Raw genomic sequence first — 14,911 nt, forward strand, 5'->3', positions numbered from 1 at the left:
TCGCGTTCTTGAGGGCCTCTGGAACTCGCGCGCCAACACCATAGTCTTCTTCTTCCATCTCTATCGCGTTCGAAGCGATGCCGCCGCCAGCCCCCGCTGAAGGACGATGAACGCGAACAGCAGGGCGCCGATGGCAATCTTCGTCCACCAGGAACTCAGGGTCCCGTCGAAGGTGATATATGTCTGGATCAACCCCTGGATCAGCACACCGACAAACGTGCCGAGAATTGTTCCATAGCCTCCCGTCAGCAAGGTCCCGCCGATGACGACAGCAGCGATTGCGTCAAGCTCGACGCCGGTGGCAGCCAGGGAATAGCCGGCAGAGGTATAGAAGGAAAAGACGATGCCCGCCAGGGCGGCCAGGAAGCTAGAGAGCATATAGATCCGGATCGTCGTCTTCCCGACCGGCACACCCATCAGCTCGGCCGACGTCTTGTTGCCGCCAAGAGCATACACATTGGCGCCGAACCGGGTGAAATGAGCCAGGAGGATGCCCGCGGCGAAGATCAGGAGCATGACCATGGCGATGAAGGTCAGCCGTCCCCCGCCCGGCAGGGCAACGGCGATGTCCGTGATCTGTCCATAGGCGGGCGAATTGATGGGGATCGAGTCCGTCGTGAGCACGAAGCATAGACCCCGCGCCAGAAACATGCCGGCGAGCGTCACGATGAAGGCCGGGATCTGGAAGGTATGGATCAGGAAGCCCATCCCGGCCCCGAACAGGGATGCGAGGATCAGGATGAGGGCGAAAGCCAGATAGGAATTGAGCCCATACCGCTCGATGGCGACGGCCAGGAACACGCCCGTGAAGGCGATCACGGACCCTACCGACAGGTCGATTCCGCCCGACAGGATCACGAAGGTCATGCCCACCGCAACGATTCCCAGGAAGGCATTGTCGGTGAAAAGATTGCCGATCACGCGGGTGGACGCGAAGCTCGGGAACTGGGCGAGGCAGATCAGATAACCGGCGATGAATACCGCCAGGGTGATGAGCACGGGGAGGTGGCGCCGGATCATGCCTTGGCTCTCCAGATTGCGCGGAGGGCCGTCAGGACGGGCGACTGCGCCAGAAGCACCGCGAGAACGACGATCGCCTTCACGATCAGATTGTATTCAGGCGGGTAGCCGCTCAGCAGGATCCCGGTGTTCATGGCCTGGATGATAAGGGCGCCGATGACCGAGAGCCCGAGGCTGAAGCGCCCGCCAAAAAGAGAGGTTCCGCCGATGACCACCGCGAGGATGGCATCGAGCTCGAGCCAGAGACCGGCATTGTTAGCATCGGCGCCGCGGATGTCCGCCGTCACGATCAGCCCCGCAATGGCCGCGCAGAGACTGCACCACATATAGACCGCGATCGTGACGGCCTTGGTGCCGATGCCCGCATAGGCGCTGGAGCGGACATTGGCGCCGATCGCCTCGATGAAGAGACCGAGCGCCGTGTACCGTACCACCAGATGCGTGACGAGTAGCATCACAAGGGCGATCCCTACCGGCATCGGCAGCATCAGGAAGGAGCCTCCGCCGATGGCCGCAAAACCCTCGCTCACGAAGGTGATGATCTGTCCCTCCGTGATCAGCTGCGCGAAGCCGCGGCCGGCCACCATCAGGATCAGGGTGGCCACAAAAGGCTGAATTTCCAGAACGGCGACGAGGATGCCGTTCCACAGGCCGCAGGCCAAACCGACACCGACTGCTGCCACGAGTGCGACCGGCAACGGATAACCCTGCGCCGTCATGGTGGCCGCCGCCGCCCCTGCAATCGCCATGACCGCGCCGACCGACAGATCGATGCCGCGGGTGGCGATGACGAGGGTCATGCCCAGGGCCAGAATGGCGACCGGCGCCCCCCGGTTCAGCACATCGATGAGGCTGCCGAAGAGACGCCCGTCCTGAAGGCGCAGGGCAAAGAAGTCGCGAAAGACGAGCCAGTTGATGAGAAAGACGATCAGGAGCGCAGCGAGCTGCGGAAACCCCTTGGGCAAGGTGCGCGGAGCAGCAGCCTGGATTGCGCCTCTCATTCAAAAGCTCGCGATGGTTGTCATGATGGTATCGGCATTCACCTCGTCGCCCGAGAGCTCCCGCACATGCCGACGGTCGCGGAGCACGACCACGCGATCGCTGTAGGACGCGATCTCTTCGAGCTCAGAGGAGATGACGAGAAGAGCAAGTCCGTCCTCGCAAAGCTGCTCGATCAGGCGGATGATCTCCGCATGTGCACCCACGTCGATCCCGCGTGTGGGTTCGTCAAGGATCAGGAACCGTGGTTCGGTGGCGAGCCAGCGGGCAAGGAGTGCCTTCTGCTGGTTGCCTCCCGACAGCAGCCCAATAGGCTTTTCCGCATCGGGGGTGCGGATATCGAGAAGCTTGATGAAGCGCTCGGCAATGTCCTCCTGCCTGCGTCTTGGGATCAGACGCAGCCAACCGCGCTGTGCCTGGAGCGCCAGGATGATGTTTTCGCGAACTGACAGCTCAGCCACGATTCCTTCCGTCTTGCGGTCTTCGGGCGTGAACCCGAACCGCAGCCGGGCTGCCTCGCGGGGCGTGGCGATGCGCACGGGCTTGCCGTCCACGAAGGCTTGGCCACTGTCCGCACGCTCGATGCCGAACATCAATCTCGCCGTTTCCGTACGACCGGAGCCGAGGAGGCCCGCAAGACCCACCACCTCGCCGGGACGCACCGCCAGATCGAACGGCTCGACGAGCCGGCGCTTGCCGTAATCCTTGAATGCGACCAGCGGCTCACCCATGACGGCGCTCCGCTGATTACGATGAAGGGCCTCCGCCGCGAGTTCGCGCCCGAGCATCATGGAGACAAGCTCGATCCGTGGCAGGTCGGCGATCGGGCGGGAGCCCACGAGGCGTCCATTGCGCAACACCGTGATCCGGTCGCAGATCGCATAGACCTGGTCGAGAAAGTGCGTGACGAACACGATGCCGATGCCACGGCTCTTGAGATCCCTCAGGATCTTGAAAAGGATTTCGACCTCATGCGCATCGAGGCTCGCCGTCGGCTCGTCAAGGATCAGCACCTTGGCCGAGAGATCGACCGCACGGGCGATGGCAACGATCTGCTGGACGGCCACCGAATAGGTGCTCAGAGGATTGGCAACATTGATGTCGAGCCCGTAGCTTGCGAGCAACTCCTCCGAGAGGCGCCGCATCTCGCCTGTGCGGACGAGGCCGAAACGGTGCGGCTGGCGGCCGATGTAGAGATTGTCCGCGACCGACAGGTTCGGCAGAAGATTGACTTCCTGATAGACGGTTCCGATACCCAGTGAGAGCGCATCCGCAGGATCCCGCGCTTCGAATTCCTGCCCGTCGAGGCGAATGGTTCCGGCATCGCGTCTGAAGACACCGGTCAACACTTTGATCAGCGTCGACTTGCCGGCGCCGTTCTCGCCGAGCAGTCCGTGGATCTCGCCCGCATCCAGCGCGAAATCCACGTGGTCCAGCGCCTGCACGCCCGGAAAACCCTTCGTGAGGCCCCGGATCTCAAGGAGCTTGGGCTGCTCTGTCAATTCCGGCATTGCGTCCCCGAATACCCAGATGCGAGGCAGCAGGCGGTTGCCCGCCTGCTGCTCTGGTCACGTAACGATCTCAGTAGAGATCCTTGCGCTTCTCGTATTCGGCCTTGGCGGTCTCGGGCGTGAAGACCTTGGATTCCGTCTGAATCCACTTCTTCGGCATCGTCCCGTCCTTCTTGAAGGCGACCAGCGCGTCGAGGGCCGGGCCCGCCATGTTTGGCGTCAGCTCCACCGTGACATTGGCCTCGCCATCGGCCATGGCCTTGAAAATGTCCGGAACGCCGTCGATGGAGACGATCTTGATGTCCGTTCCGGGCTTCAGGCCCGCTTCCTTGATGGCCTGAATGGCGCCGATCGCCATGTCGTCGTTGTGCGCGTAGACGGCGCAGATGTTCTTGCCGCCGCCTTCGGCCTTGATGAAGCTCTCCATCACTTCCTTACCCTTGGTGCGGGTAAAGTCGCCGGACTGGGTGCGGATGATCTTCATGCCGGGATTGGCGGCGACGACCTGATCAAAACCCTTCTTGCGGTTGATCGCCGGGCTCGAGCCGACCGTGCCCTGGAGTTCCACCACGTTGCACTTGCCGCCGGTTTCCTTGGCGAGCCACTCGCCGGCCACCTTGCCTTCATAGACCGTGTCCGAGGTCACGGCCGTGAGGTAGAGGGACTCGTCCTTCGTGTCGATGGAACGGTCGAGCAGCACGACCGGGATCTTGGCGTCCTTGGCCTCTTTCAGGACCGCATCCCACCCGGTCGATACGACCGGCGCGATGAAGATCGCATCGACGCCCTGGGCGATGAAGGAGCGGACAGCGCGGATCTGGTTTTCCTGCTTCTGCTGCGCGTCTGAGATCTTCAGATCGACGCCGCGCTTTTCGGCCTCGCTTTTCGAGACCTTCGTCTCGGCAGCCCGCCAGCCGGATTCGGATCCGACCTGGGAAAAGCCGATGGTCATCTTGGTCTGAGCGTAGGCGACGCCTGAGGACAGCATCAGAGCGGCCATGCCGATTGTCGTCAGAAGGTGACGGGCCTTCATGCGTTCTCTCCCTGAATTTCTCGTTGCTCTTCGACTTTAGCAGCCTTAACAGCCGCCTATTAGTACTATTATATGAACCGAAGTGAACGCCTATACAACCAAAGTCGCGGTCTTTGGGCTCCTTGGGGCGACACATTGTTTCGAAGGCGAGAGCGGATGAGCGACAACGACAGGCGCCCTCTACGCAGCCAGGCGTGGTTCGGGCGGCAGGACAAGATGGGCTTCTATTACCGCTCGTTTCTGAAGAACAGCGGCTTTCCCCAGGACCAGTTCGACGGACGCCCGGTGATCGGCATCTGCAATACCTGGTCCGAGCTCACCCCCTGCAACGCCCATTTCCGCACCATTGCCGAGCACGTGAGGTACGGCGTGCTCGATGCCGGGGGCTTCCCGCTCGAATTCCCCGTCTCGTCCCTCGGCGAGGTGACGATGCGCCCCACGGCCATGCTCTTTCGCAATCTCGCGGCCATGGACGTCGAGGAGGCGATCCGCGCCCACCCCCTCGATGGCGTCGTGCTCCTCATGGGCTGCGACAAGACCACCCCTGCCTTGCTCATGGGCGCGGCCTCCGCGGATCTGCCCACCATCGGCGTCTCCGGCGGACCGCAGCTGCGCGGGGTCTATCGCGGCAAGATCATCGGCTCCGGCACCAACATCATCTCCATGAGCGAGCAGCTGCGCGCCGGAGAAGTGACACTGGAGGAGTTTCACGAGGCGGAGAGCGCCATGAATCGCTCCGCCGGCCACTGCATGACCATGGGCACCGGCTCCACCATGGCGTCCATGGTCGAGGCGCTCGGCGTCGGCTTGCCCGAGAATGCCGCGATCCCGGCAAGCGATGCCCGTCGCAACCATCTCGCCCGCATGGCCGGTCGGCGCATCGTCGAGATGGTGCACGAGGATCTCCTGCTCTCGAAAATCATGACGCGGCAGGCATTCGAGAACGCAATCCTCACGCTGGCGGCCATTGGGGGCTCGACCAACGCGGTGGTGCACCTTCTGGCGATGGCCGGCCGCGCGGGCGTCGACCTGACGCTGGACGACTTCGATCGCCTGGGGCGCGACGTTCACTGCCTCGTCGACCTCATGCCTTCCGGCCGCTTCCTGATGGAGGATTTCTATTATGCCGGCGGATTGCCGGTCGTGCTCCGCACTCTGGGCGAGCGTGGATTGCTACATAAGGAGGCGCTGACCGCGAACGGCAAGCCGATCTGGGACAATGTCAAGGATGCGCAGTGCTGGAACCGGGAGGTCATCACCACCTTCGAGGAGCCGTTCAAGCCACAGGCCGGCATCGCGGTGCTGAAGGGAAATCTTGCGCCGAACGGCGCCGTCATCAAGCCATCCGCGGCCTCGCCCGAGCTGATGCGGCATACCGGCCGCGCCGTCGTGTTCGAGTCCATCGAGGAGCTTCATCATCGCATCGACGACGATACGCTCGATATCGACGAGACCTGCATCATGGTCCTCAAGAACTGCGGCCCCAAAGGCTATCCGGGCATGGCCGAGGTGGGCAACATGCCGTTGCCGCGGAAGCTGCTCAAGAAGGGCGTTCGCGACATGATCCGCATCTCGGATGCGCGCATGTCCGGCACCGCCTATGGCACGGTGGTGCTCCATGTGGCGCCCGAGGCCGCGGCCGGCGGTCCGCTGGCCCTGGTGCAGAGCGGCGACCTGATCACCCTGGATGTCGCCGCCCGCAGCCTGCATCTGCACGTCGAGGCGGACGAGCTCGAGCGCCGGCGCGCCGCTTGGGCGCCACCGCTTGCGCATGCCACGCGTGGCTACGCCAAGCTCTACATCGATCACGTGATGCAGGCCGACAAGGGCGCCGACCTGGACTTCCTCGTCGGCCGAACCGGGGCGCCCGTACCACGCGACAACCATTGACAACGGATTGAGATTACGAACCGAAGGAGAAAGGCATGGCCTTGTCTGGAAGAAGCTCCACGCGCCCCTATCGCGGTGTCTATCCCGTGGTGCCGACCATCTTCGACGAGGATGGCCGCCTCGACCTCGAAGGGCAGAAGCGGGCGGTCGATTTCATGATCGACGCGGGCTCCGACGGCCTGTGCATCCTGGCGAATTTCTCCGAGCAGTTCGCCCTGAGCGATGCGGAGCGCGAGCTGGTGATGCGAGCCATGCTCGACCATGTCGCCGGCCGGGTGCCCGTCATCGTCACCACGAGCCACTTCTCGTCAGACCTCTGCGTCGAGCGCAGCCGCCGCGCCGAGGAGGCGGGCGCCGCGATGGTGATGGTCATGCCGCCGTTCTTCGGCGCGACGCTGCGGGTCTCCGAGACGGGCATCTACGATTTCTTCCGCCGGGTGTCGGACGCTATCGGCATACCGATCATGATCCAGGATGCGCCCATGGCCGGGACCCCGCTCTCGGCCGGCTTCCTGGCGAAGATGGCGCGGGACATTGCCCAGGTGTCCTATTTCAAGATCGAGGTGCCCGGCACCGCCGCGAAGCTGCGCGAGCTGATCGCCCTGGGCGAGGATGCCATCGAGGGGCCCTGGAACGGCGAGGAGGCGATCACACTGATGGCGGACCTGGATGCGGGCGCCACGGGTGCCATGACGGGCGGCGGGTTTCCTGACGGTATCCGGCAGATCATCGATCCCTATGGGGCAGGCGACCGTGAGGCGGCCTTGGCCGCCTACGAGCGCTGGCTTCCCCTGATCAACTACGAGAACCGGCAATGCGGGCTTCTGGCCGCCAAAGTGCTCATGAAGGAGGGCGGCGTCATCCGCTCCGACTGCGTCCGCCATCCGCTGCAGCCCCTGCACCCGCAAACGCGCAAGGGCCTGATCGAGATCGCGAGCCGCCTCGATCCGGTCGTTTTGCGCTGGGGGCGATAGGGATAGGCGGAGCGGAGCCAACCGGCGGGCATCAACCGCGCCGTGCCGCGTCGATGGCGGCCACGTCGATCTTCGTCATGTTCATCATCGCGTCAAATGCGCGCTTGGCTTCGCCGCCGCCTGCCGCCAGGGCCTCCATCAAGGTCCGCGGCGTGATCTGCCAGGACACGCCCCACTTGTCCTTGCACCAACCGCATGCGCTCTCCTGGCCGCCATTGCCGACGATGGCGTTCCAGTAGCGGTCGGTCTCGGCCTGATCCTCGGTGGAGATCTGGAACGAGAAGGCCTCGTTGTGCTGGAAAGCCGGGCCCCCGTTGAGACCGAGACAGGGGATGCCCGCAACCGTGAATTCAACGGTCAGGACGTCGCCCTCCTTGCCGGACGGGTAGTCTCCGGGTGCCCGGTGCACGCCATGCACTGCGCTGTCGGGAAAGGTCTCGCAATAGAAGCGGGCAGCCGCCTCGGCGTCCTTGTCGTACCAGAGGCAGATCGTGTTCTTTGCCATGACGGTTCCTTTCCCCTTGAAGGCAACGCCCGCCATTCTCGGCCCAAGCTCTTCCGAAATGGTTAGCGAGTAACCTTCCGTCGATGCGGCCACCCTGACCGCACGGAATCAGGCGAAGGCTGAGCCGAACCAGACAACCAGGAAGGTCACGAGAACCGCAATGGCTCCCCATTCGGAAGGGTTCAGGCTGCGGGAGAAGGCGGAGGGGTGTGGGCTCTTGCTCATCGTCGGTACCGGTCAGTCAGGACGTCCGCCATGTGCCGTTGCGGGCCGAGGCGGGTTCGGGCTCATACGGAACCGTTACGATGTCCTGGGCCTTCCGGCTGTGCCCGAGAGCACATGCCCCCTCACGCCCCTCGGAAGACGGGCGAGCGATGCACCTGCATCCCTGCAGGGTTGGCTTACCAGCGGAGCGCTCAGCGCGGCGTCATAGGCCGCCACAAGGCTGCGCGCCAGGGGCCCGACGTTGGAAAGGCTCGACGTAGGTTATGGGGAAGACTTGGTGGAGCTGAGGGGATTCGAACCCCTGACCTCTGCAGTGCGATTGCAGCGCTCTCCCATCTGAGCTACAGCCCCGGTCTGGCATGAAGACCAAGCGGCGGACTTTTAGGCCTGAGCGCTTCCGTCTGTCAATCGGGATCCAAGGGGCTCTGCCCACTTTCGTGACCCGGGGCGGGCAGGGCGCGTCCGGGTTGTTCCGCCGGGCCAGGAACGCTACATGACGAACGCCCGATCCTGACGAGTTTCCCATGCGATCCCTGCTCGAAGTCATCCTCCTGGCCCTCCAGCTCTACACCTACCTCATCATCGCCTCGGCGATCCTGAGCTGGCTGGTGGCCTTCAACGTGATCAACACCCGCAACGACGTCGTCCGGTCCATCCTGAGCTTCCTGGATGCGGTCACAGAGCCGGCCCTGCGGCCGATCCGGCGCATCCTGCCGAATCTCGGCGGCATCGACATCTCGCCCGTGATCCTGATCCTCCTCATCATCTTCCTGCAGAACCTGCTGATCCGGCTGATGCAGCAATACATTCCGGCGAACCTCCTCTAGGCCGCTCCATGCCGTGCCGGCCCCGCAGCGGCGGGATCGAGATCCGGGTCCGGGCGACCCCGCGCGGCGGGCGTGATGCCGTGGAGGGCATCGAGGCCCTGGCCGACGGGAGCCGGGTCCTGAAGGTCCGGGTCCGGGTGGCGCCGGAGGACGGGGCCGCCAACGAGGCCGTCCGGCGGCTCCTGGCCAAGGCGCTCGGCGTGCCGGCCTCGGCCGTGACCCTGGCGACCGGCGCAACCGCCCGGCTGAAGACGTTTTTCATCGAAGGCGATGCCGCCGCCCTCGCGGCCCGCTTCGCCGCCCTGACAGGACAGGATTCATGAGCGCGACCATCATCGACGGAAAAGCCTATGCGGCCGGCCTGCGGAGCCGGATTGCCGGGGCAGTGGCGGATCTCGGCCGGCAAGGCATCCGCCCCGGCCTGGCAGTAGTCCTGGTGGGCGAGGATCCGGCGAGCCAGATCTATGTGCGCAGCAAGGCGAAGCTCACGGTCGAGGCCGGCATGGCCTCCTTCGAGCATGTGCTGCCTGCCTCCACCAGCGAGGCGGAGCTCCTCGCCCTTGTGGCCCGGCTCAATGCGGATCCGGCCGTCGATGGCATTCTCGTGCAGCTGCCCCTGCCGAAGCAGATCGACGCCCAGAAGGTGATCGAGGCCATCGATCCGGCCAAGGACGTGGACGGGTTCCACCCGGTCAATGCCGGGCGCCTGATGACCGGGGTACCGGGCTTCGTGTCCTGCACGCCCCTGGGCTGCCTGCTCCTGATCCGCTCCATCCGGCCGGACCTCGCCGGGCTCGATGCGGTCGTGATCGGGCGGTCCAATATCGTCGGCAAGCCGATGGCGCAGCTCCTACTCTCCCAGAGCTGCACGGTCACGGTTGCCCATTCCCGGACCCGCGATCTGCCGGAGGTCTGCCGCCGGGCCGACATCCTGGTCGCGGCGGTCGGCCGCCCCGAGATGGTGCGGGGCGACTGGGTGAAGCCCGGCGCCATCGTCATCGATGTGGGCATCAACCGGGTGCCGAACCCGGCCGCCGGAGAGGGCAAGACCCGGGTCGTGGGCGATGTGGCCTACGAGGAGGCCGCCCGGGTGGCGTCCGCCATCACGCCCGTGCCGGGCGGCGTCGGGCCGATGACCATCGCGTGCCTGCTGCGCAATACCCTGGAGGCCGCCTGCCTGCGGCGGGGCCTCCCGATGCCGGCACTCGACTGATCCGGCCCTCCGGGCGCTCCGGTCAGTTCGTCGCGAAGCAGTAGAACAGGCCCGCGCCGCCGGTGCTCTTCAGGGCGTCCTGGCTGCAGCCGCCCCGGGAGGGATGGGACGTGTTCCAGGACTTGGCCGGGGGCGTTTCGTCCAGGCCCATGCGGTCGTGGTGGCCCAGCATGACGGCGCCGTCCGTTCCGCTCTTCGTCCAGTTGCCGCAGGTCCGGTCTTCGCCGGGCGGGAAGGCGGTGCCGTCCGCCTGGGTCCCGGTGAGCATGTCGTGCGTGTTCGGCGTGTCGCCCCGGCCTTTCACGGTCTCGCCCTTTTCGGTCAGGGCCGTTTCCTTCGTCAGGTTGTTGGCGCCGTGCAGCTCGGCGACGTCCTTGGCGATGACGACGCCCTTGGCGTTCTGCCAGGGGCCGCGGCCGATCCGGTCGCGGGCATTGATCGCAGGCGTGCCGCCGGCCGCCTGGGTCGAGAGATAGGCGTGCCAGGTCTTCTGGCCGGCGCCGGCGGCTTGCGCGAGGGACTGGCAGTGCCGGTCCGCGCCCTCGAGGCCGCCGAGATCCGCGCCTTTCCCTGAGCCGACGCTGGTGACGAAGAACGTCATATCGGCCGCGCCGCCGGCGCTCTGGGCCCGTGCCGAATGGACTGGGGCCAGGACGAGAACGGCCATGGAGGCCGCGAGCCAAAGGCTGCCTGTTCCGCGCATATGTCTTCCTCCGGTGCGCCCTTGTCATGCGGGCGATGACAGGAGGCTAACACGGGGCCGGCAGCGGCCTGATTGAAAACTCCGTGATGGCCAAGCCTTGGTAGGGCAGGGGGAGCCCACCGGCTGCGCTTAAAGCCACGGGCGTGAGCCAGAGCTCAAGTCCGTGGCTTTAAGTTTCTGTTATTGAACATCTTTTCACGCAAAGCCGGCTCCCACTTTTGCGCCCGATGCTCTAAGATCGGCTGCGCAGATGCTCCACGAGCTGCCGGGCCGAGGGCGCGAGGGTGTCCATGGAGCGGATGCAGAGGGTGAGGTCGCGGGCGGCCCAGGAATCCTCCAGGGCCACGATGGCGATATCCATGGTGCGGGTGGCGCGCTGGGCCGTGGTCTCAGGCACGATGCCGAGGCCCACCCCGGCTTCCACCATGCGGCACACCGCATCGAAGCTGCGCAGCTGGACCCTCAGGCGCAGGGGCTTGCCGATGCGCCCCGCCTTGTCGGCCAGGAAACGCTGCAGGGCGCTCGCCCGGTCCAGGCCCACGAAGTCGTGCCCCAGCACCTCCGCGAAGGCGACGGAGCGGCTGGCCGCGAGGGGGTGGTTCCGGCCCACCACCAGGACGAAGCGGTCGCTCCGGAACGGGAAGGTCTGGAGTCGGCCCGTATCGACCGTTCCGGCCACGATGCCGATATCGCCCACCCCTTCGGCGATCATCCCGACGATCTCGTCGGAAAGACGTTCCTCCAGATCGATGGAGACCTGCGGGTGCCCGGCCAGGAAGGCGCCGAGCGCCTCCGGCAGGAACTCGGTCAGCGCATTGGTGTTGGACAGGATCCTGATCTGTCCCGCGAGCCCGCCCATGTACGCGCCCAGATCCTCCCTCAGCCGCTCGGCCTGGGCCAGCATGGCCCGGGCATGCTGGAGCAGGGTCCGGCCGGCCGGGGTCGGCACCACCCCCTGCCGGTTGCGCAGGAGCAGCGGCGCGCCGAGGGATTTTTCCATGTTGCGGATGCGGGTGCTGGCGGCGGCGAGCGCCAGATGGGCGCGCTCCGCCCCGTGGGTGATGCTGCCCGCCTCGACCACGTGGCGGAAGAGGCTCAGGTCGGTCAGGTCGAATTGCATGGCATCCTTCGTGTTTCGCGAAGGTAGATTAGAATAATGACAGATTGCGCAAGAGGCGAGCTTAAAGCAAACTTCGCGGCTGACGAAGTGTGCACCTGTCATCGGTTGTGCGGAAGATGCATTGCGATGGTCCCGCGCTTCAGTTACGAACCATTCCAAATCGTGTGCGACATTTTCGTCGATCAGGAGCGAACGCATGGCTGAGGTGAAGGTGGCCCCCAGGCCCTTGTCCCCGCATCTGCAGATCTACCGCTGGACCTGGACCATGGCCATGTCGGTCGTCCATCGGGCAGCCGGCATCGCCCTCTACGGGGGCATTGCGCTCTTCGCGATCTGGCTCGTGGCCCTCGCGTCCGGGCCCCGCGCCTTCGAGACGGTGCACTGGTTCTTCGGCTCGCCGCTCGGGCTCCTGATCCTGTTCGGCTATACCTGGGTGCTCCTCCACCACATGCTCGGCGGCGTCCGCCATCTGGTGTGGGATTTCGGGCACGGGATGGAGCCGGGCGTTCGCATCAACATGGCCCGCTTCACCCTCATCGGGTCGGTCGTCCTGACGGTCCTGATCTGGGCCGTCGCCCTGCTGCTGTTCTGACGGAGACGAGTTCCATGGCCGACAACAGGGTCGATACCCGCGTTTCCATGCGCACCCCGCTCTCCCGCGTGAAGGGCCTCGGCGCCTCCGGGCACGGGGTGGAGCATTGGTGGATCCACCGCGTCACGGCGGTGTCGAACATCCCGCTCATCATCGCGTTCGTCATCATCGTGGCGGCCCTCGCGGGCTCCTCCTACGAGCAAGCGATCGCCATCGTGTCTCATCCGCTCGTCGCGATCATCCTCCTCCTGGCCGTCATCTCGGTGACGAACCACATGCGGCTGGGCATGCAGATCGTCATCGAGGACTATGTCCACGACAAGGGTCTGAAGATCGCCGCGGTGATCGCCAACAATTTCTATGCCGTGATCATCGCCGTCGCGTGCCTCTACGCGATCCTGAAGGTCAGCCTCGGCCGGATCCTGATCTAAAGGAGTTCACCCCATGGCCCAAGCAACCAACATCAACGGCAAGGCCTACACGATCATCGACCACACCTTCGACGTGGTCATCGTGGGCGCCGGCGGCGCAGGCCTTCGCGCCACCGTCGGCTGTTCCCAGGCCGGCCTGCGCACCGCCTGCATCACCAAGGTCTTCCCGACCCGCTCGCACACCGTGGCGGCGCAGGGCGGCATCTCGGCCTCCCTCGGCAATATGGGGCCGGATGACTGGCGCTGGCACATGTACGACACCGTGAAGGGGTCGGATTGGCTCGGCGACCAGGACGCCATCGAGTATCTCTGCCGCCACGCGCCGGCCGCCGTCTACGAGCTGGAGCACTGGGGTGTGCCCTTCTCCCGCACGGAAGAAGGCAAGATCTACCAGCGCCCCTTCGGCGGCATGACCACGGAATACGGCAAGGGCACGGCCCAGCGCACCTGCGCGGCTGCGGACCGGACCGGCCACGCGATCCTGCACACCCTCTACGGGCAGGCGGTTCGCAACCAGACGAACTTCTTCATCGAGTATTTCGCCCTCGACCTGATGATGAACGACGAAGGCCGCTGCATCGGCGTCGTCGCGCTCGACCAGTCGACCGGCGAGATCCACCGCTTCCGCGCCCACATGACCATCCTGGCCACGGGCGGCTACGGACGCGCCTATTTCTCGGCCACCTCCGCCCATACCTGCACGGGTGACGGCAACGCCATGGTGCTGCGCGCCGGCCTGCCGCTGCAGGACATGGAGTTCGTCCAGTTCCATCCGACCGGCATCTACGGCGCGGGCTGCCTCATCACCGAGGGCGCGCGCGGCGAGGGCGGCTATCTGACCAATTCCGAGGGCGAGCGCTTCATGGAGCGCTATGCGCCCTCCGCGAAGGACCTCGCGTCCCGCGACGTGGTCTCCCGCGCCATGACCATGGAGATCCGGGCCGGCCGCGGCGTCGGCAAGAATAAGGACCACATCTATCTCCACCTCGACCACCTCGATCCGAAGATCCTGCATGAGCGCCTTCCGGGCATTTCCGAGAGCGCCAAGATCTTCGCGGGCGTCGACGTGACGAAGGAGCCGATCCCGGTCCTCCCGACCGTCCACTACAACATGGGCGGCATCCCGACGAACTACCACGGCGAGGTGCTGACCCTGAAGAACGGCAACCCGGATACGGTCGTGCCGGGCCTCATGGCGCTGGGCGAGGCGGCCTGCGTGTCGGTTCACGGGGCGAACCGCCTCGGCTCCAACTCGCTCATCGACCTCGTGGTGTTCGGCCGCGCGGCCGGCCTGCGCTGCGCCGAGATCCTGACCCCCAACGAGAAGCATGCGGACCTGCCGAAGGACGCGGATGCCCTCGCGCTCTCCCGCCTCGACCGCTTCCGTCACGCCAACGGCTCGACCCCGACGGCGGAACTGCGCCTCGAGATGCAGAAGACCATGCAGAACAACTGCGCGGTGTTCCGCACCGGCGAGGTCCTGGCTGAGGGCAAGAACCTCATCCACAAGGTCTGGAGCGCCGCCGCAGACATCAAGGTCACGGACCGCTCGCTGATCTGGAACACGGATCTCTACGAGACCCTTGAGTTCGACAACCTCATCGGCCAGGCGGTCGTGACCATGGAAGGCGCGCTCAACCGCCAGGAATCCCGCGGCGCCCATGCCCGCGAGGACTTCCCGGACCGCAACGACAAGGACTGGATGAAGCACACCCTCGCCTGGCTCGACGACACCTCCCACAAGGTGACGCTCGATTACCGGCCGGTGCACACCTACACCATGTCGAACGAGATCCAGTACATCGAGCCGAAGGCTCGCGTGTATTGACGGCAGACATCCCGGCCGGGTCCGCCCGGCCGGCCATGCC

At 65.3% G+C, this 14,911-nt stretch carries 15 protein-coding genes and 1 tRNA gene; 8 read left to right on the top strand and 8 right to left on the bottom strand.

What is annotated here, in order from left to right; translation table 11 throughout:
• Window positions 1-60: 60 nt before the first annotated feature.
• The 4 genes from yjfF to ytfQ all read right to left on the bottom strand — a co-directional run bounded on the left by yjfF (window position 61) and on the right by ytfQ (window position 4,563).
• A complete protein-coding gene (gene yjfF / locus C4E04_RS01985; RefSeq protein WP_109594463.1) occupies window positions 61-1,020 on the bottom strand; it encodes a galactofuranose ABC transporter, permease protein YjfF in 960 nt (319 codons plus the stop codon).
• Window positions 1,017-2,021, bottom strand: a complete 1,005-nt coding sequence (gene ytfT / locus C4E04_RS01990) for a galactofuranose ABC transporter, ATP-binding protein YtfT (protein WP_109594465.1) — start codon at window positions 2,019-2,021, stop codon at window positions 1,017-1,019. Before ytfT ends, yjfF begins: the two co-directional genes overlap by 4 nt.
• The gene (gene ytfR, locus C4E04_RS01995; protein WP_109594467.1) at window positions 2,022-3,530 is read right to left on the bottom strand and encodes a galactofuranose ABC transporter, ATP-binding protein YtfR; all 1,509 of its coding nucleotides are present in this window, start codon (window positions 3,528-3,530) and stop codon (window positions 2,022-2,024) included.
• Between the two features lie 70 nt (window positions 3,531-3,600).
• The gene (gene ytfQ / locus C4E04_RS02000) at window positions 3,601-4,563 is read right to left on the bottom strand and encodes a galactofuranose ABC transporter, galactofuranose-binding protein YtfQ (protein WP_162559237.1); all 963 of its coding nucleotides are present in this window, start codon (window positions 4,561-4,563) and stop codon (window positions 3,601-3,603) included.
• Between the two features lie 156 nt (window positions 4,564-4,719).
• On the opposite strand from ytfQ, the gene C4E04_RS02005 reads away from it, so the two are divergent.
• Together C4E04_RS02005 and C4E04_RS02010 are read left to right on the top strand one after the other, a co-directional pair.
• Window positions 4,720-6,453, top strand: coding sequence for an IlvD/Edd family dehydratase (locus C4E04_RS02005; protein WP_109594469.1), 1,734 nt, complete (start codon window positions 4,720-4,722; stop codon window positions 6,451-6,453).
• 35 nt (window positions 6,454-6,488) lie between these two features.
• Entirely contained in the window at window positions 6,489-7,427 is a 939-nt protein-coding gene (locus tag C4E04_RS02010; RefSeq protein ID WP_109594471.1) for a dihydrodipicolinate synthase family protein, read from the top strand.
• A gap of 31 nt (window positions 7,428-7,458) precedes the next feature.
• On the opposite strand, the gene C4E04_RS02015 is transcribed toward C4E04_RS02010, so the two are convergent.
• Together C4E04_RS02015 and C4E04_RS02020 are read right to left on the bottom strand one after the other, a co-directional pair.
• Complete coding sequence (locus tag C4E04_RS02015; protein ID WP_109600671.1) at window positions 7,459-7,932, bottom strand: VOC family protein; 474 nt, start codon at window positions 7,930-7,932, stop codon at window positions 7,459-7,461.
• Between the two features lie 500 nt (window positions 7,933-8,432).
• Window positions 8,433-8,508 (bottom strand) — tRNA-Ala (locus C4E04_RS02020).
• 173 nt (window positions 8,509-8,681) lie between these two features.
• On the opposite strand from C4E04_RS02020, the gene C4E04_RS02025 reads away from it, so the two are divergent.
• The 3 genes from C4E04_RS02025 to folD are packed head-to-tail and all read left to right on the top strand — an operon-like array spanning window position 8,682 to window position 10,197.
• Complete coding sequence (locus C4E04_RS02025) at window positions 8,682-8,984, top strand: YggT family protein (RefSeq protein WP_109594473.1); 303 nt, start codon at window positions 8,682-8,684, stop codon at window positions 8,982-8,984.
• An 8-nt stretch (window positions 8,985-8,992) separates the two neighbouring features.
• On the top strand, window positions 8,993-9,307 hold the full coding sequence (locus tag C4E04_RS02030) for a DUF167 family protein (protein ID WP_109594475.1): 315 nt from the start codon (window positions 8,993-8,995) through the stop codon (window positions 9,305-9,307).
• On the top strand, window positions 9,304-10,197 hold the full coding sequence (gene folD, locus C4E04_RS02035) for a bifunctional methylenetetrahydrofolate dehydrogenase/methenyltetrahydrofolate cyclohydrolase FolD (protein WP_109594477.1): 894 nt from the start codon (window positions 9,304-9,306) through the stop codon (window positions 10,195-10,197). The genes C4E04_RS02030 and folD overlap by 4 nt, the downstream gene beginning before the upstream one ends.
• A gap of 22 nt (window positions 10,198-10,219) precedes the next feature.
• Here folD and C4E04_RS02040 read toward each other — a convergent pair whose 3' ends face one another.
• Together C4E04_RS02040 and C4E04_RS02045 are read right to left on the bottom strand one after the other, a co-directional pair.
• The gene (locus C4E04_RS02040) at window positions 10,220-10,864 is read right to left on the bottom strand and encodes a hypothetical protein (protein ID WP_245416380.1); all 645 of its coding nucleotides are present in this window, start codon (window positions 10,862-10,864) and stop codon (window positions 10,220-10,222) included.
• 268 nt (window positions 10,865-11,132) lie between these two features.
• Complete coding sequence (locus C4E04_RS02045) at window positions 11,133-12,020, bottom strand: LysR family transcriptional regulator (protein WP_109594481.1); 888 nt, start codon at window positions 12,018-12,020, stop codon at window positions 11,133-11,135.
• 196 nt (window positions 12,021-12,216) lie between these two features.
• Here C4E04_RS02045 and sdhC point away from each other — a divergent pair, with 196 nt between their 5' ends.
• The 3 genes from sdhC to sdhA are packed head-to-tail and all read left to right on the top strand — an operon-like array spanning window position 12,217 to window position 14,871.
• Window positions 12,217-12,612: a succinate dehydrogenase, cytochrome b556 subunit gene (sdhC, locus tag C4E04_RS02050; RefSeq protein ID WP_109594483.1), complete on the top strand. Its 396-nt coding sequence runs from the start codon at window positions 12,217-12,219 to the stop codon at window positions 12,610-12,612.
• A gap of 14 nt (window positions 12,613-12,626) precedes the next feature.
• Complete coding sequence (gene sdhD / locus C4E04_RS02055; protein ID WP_109594485.1) at window positions 12,627-13,043, top strand: succinate dehydrogenase, hydrophobic membrane anchor protein; 417 nt, start codon at window positions 12,627-12,629, stop codon at window positions 13,041-13,043.
• 13 nt (window positions 13,044-13,056) lie between these two features.
• Window positions 13,057-14,871 carry a succinate dehydrogenase flavoprotein subunit gene (sdhA, locus tag C4E04_RS02060; protein ID WP_109594487.1) on the top strand — a complete coding sequence of 605 codons (1,815 nt, stop codon included), beginning with the start codon at window positions 13,057-13,059 and terminating at the stop codon, window positions 14,869-14,871.
• Window positions 14,872-14,911: the final 40 nt, after the last annotated feature.

Origin of the sequence: Microvirga sp. 17 mud 1-3 (genome assembly GCF_003151255.1) — a bacterium.
Lineage (GTDB): Bacteria > Pseudomonadota > Alphaproteobacteria > Rhizobiales > Beijerinckiaceae > Microvirga.

What these genes read in the sequence shown, in the direction of transcription:
- yjfF (WP_109594463.1), bottom strand. Translation starts at nt 1,020, where the DNA reads ATGATCCGGCGCCACCTCCCCGTGCTCATCACCCTGGCGGTATTCATC.
- ytfT (WP_109594465.1), bottom strand. Translation starts at nt 2,021, where the DNA reads ATGAGAGGCGCAATCCAGGCTGCTGCTCCGCGCACCTTGCCCAAGGGG.
- ytfR (WP_109594467.1), bottom strand. Translation starts at nt 3,530, where the DNA reads ATGCCGGAATTGACAGAGCAGCCCAAGCTCCTTGAGATCCGGGGCCTC.
- ytfQ (WP_162559237.1), bottom strand. Translation starts at nt 4,563, where the DNA reads ATGAAGGCCCGTCACCTTCTGACGACAATCGGCATGGCCGCTCTGATG.
- C4E04_RS02005 (WP_109594469.1), top strand. Translation starts at nt 4,720, where the DNA reads ATGAGCGACAACGACAGGCGCCCTCTACGCAGCCAGGCGTGGTTCGGG.
- C4E04_RS02010 (WP_109594471.1), top strand. Translation starts at nt 6,489, where the DNA reads ATGGCCTTGTCTGGAAGAAGCTCCACGCGCCCCTATCGCGGTGTCTAT.
- C4E04_RS02015 (WP_109600671.1), bottom strand. Translation starts at nt 7,932, where the DNA reads ATGGCAAAGAACACGATCTGCCTCTGGTACGACAAGGACGCCGAGGCG.
- C4E04_RS02025 (WP_109594473.1), top strand. Translation starts at nt 8,682, where the DNA reads ATGCGATCCCTGCTCGAAGTCATCCTCCTGGCCCTCCAGCTCTACACC.
- C4E04_RS02030 (WP_109594475.1), top strand. Translation starts at nt 8,993, where the DNA reads ATGCCGTGCCGGCCCCGCAGCGGCGGGATCGAGATCCGGGTCCGGGCG.
- folD (WP_109594477.1), top strand. Translation starts at nt 9,304, where the DNA reads ATGAGCGCGACCATCATCGACGGAAAAGCCTATGCGGCCGGCCTGCGG.
- C4E04_RS02040 (WP_245416380.1), bottom strand. Translation starts at nt 10,864, where the DNA reads ATGGCCGTTCTCGTCCTGGCCCCAGTCCATTCGGCACGGGCCCAGAGC.
- C4E04_RS02045 (WP_109594481.1), bottom strand. Translation starts at nt 12,020, where the DNA reads ATGCAATTCGACCTGACCGACCTGAGCCTCTTCCGCCACGTGGTCGAG.
- sdhC (WP_109594483.1), top strand. Translation starts at nt 12,217, where the DNA reads ATGGCTGAGGTGAAGGTGGCCCCCAGGCCCTTGTCCCCGCATCTGCAG.
- sdhD (WP_109594485.1), top strand. Translation starts at nt 12,627, where the DNA reads ATGGCCGACAACAGGGTCGATACCCGCGTTTCCATGCGCACCCCGCTC.
- sdhA (WP_109594487.1), top strand. Translation starts at nt 13,057, where the DNA reads ATGGCCCAAGCAACCAACATCAACGGCAAGGCCTACACGATCATCGAC.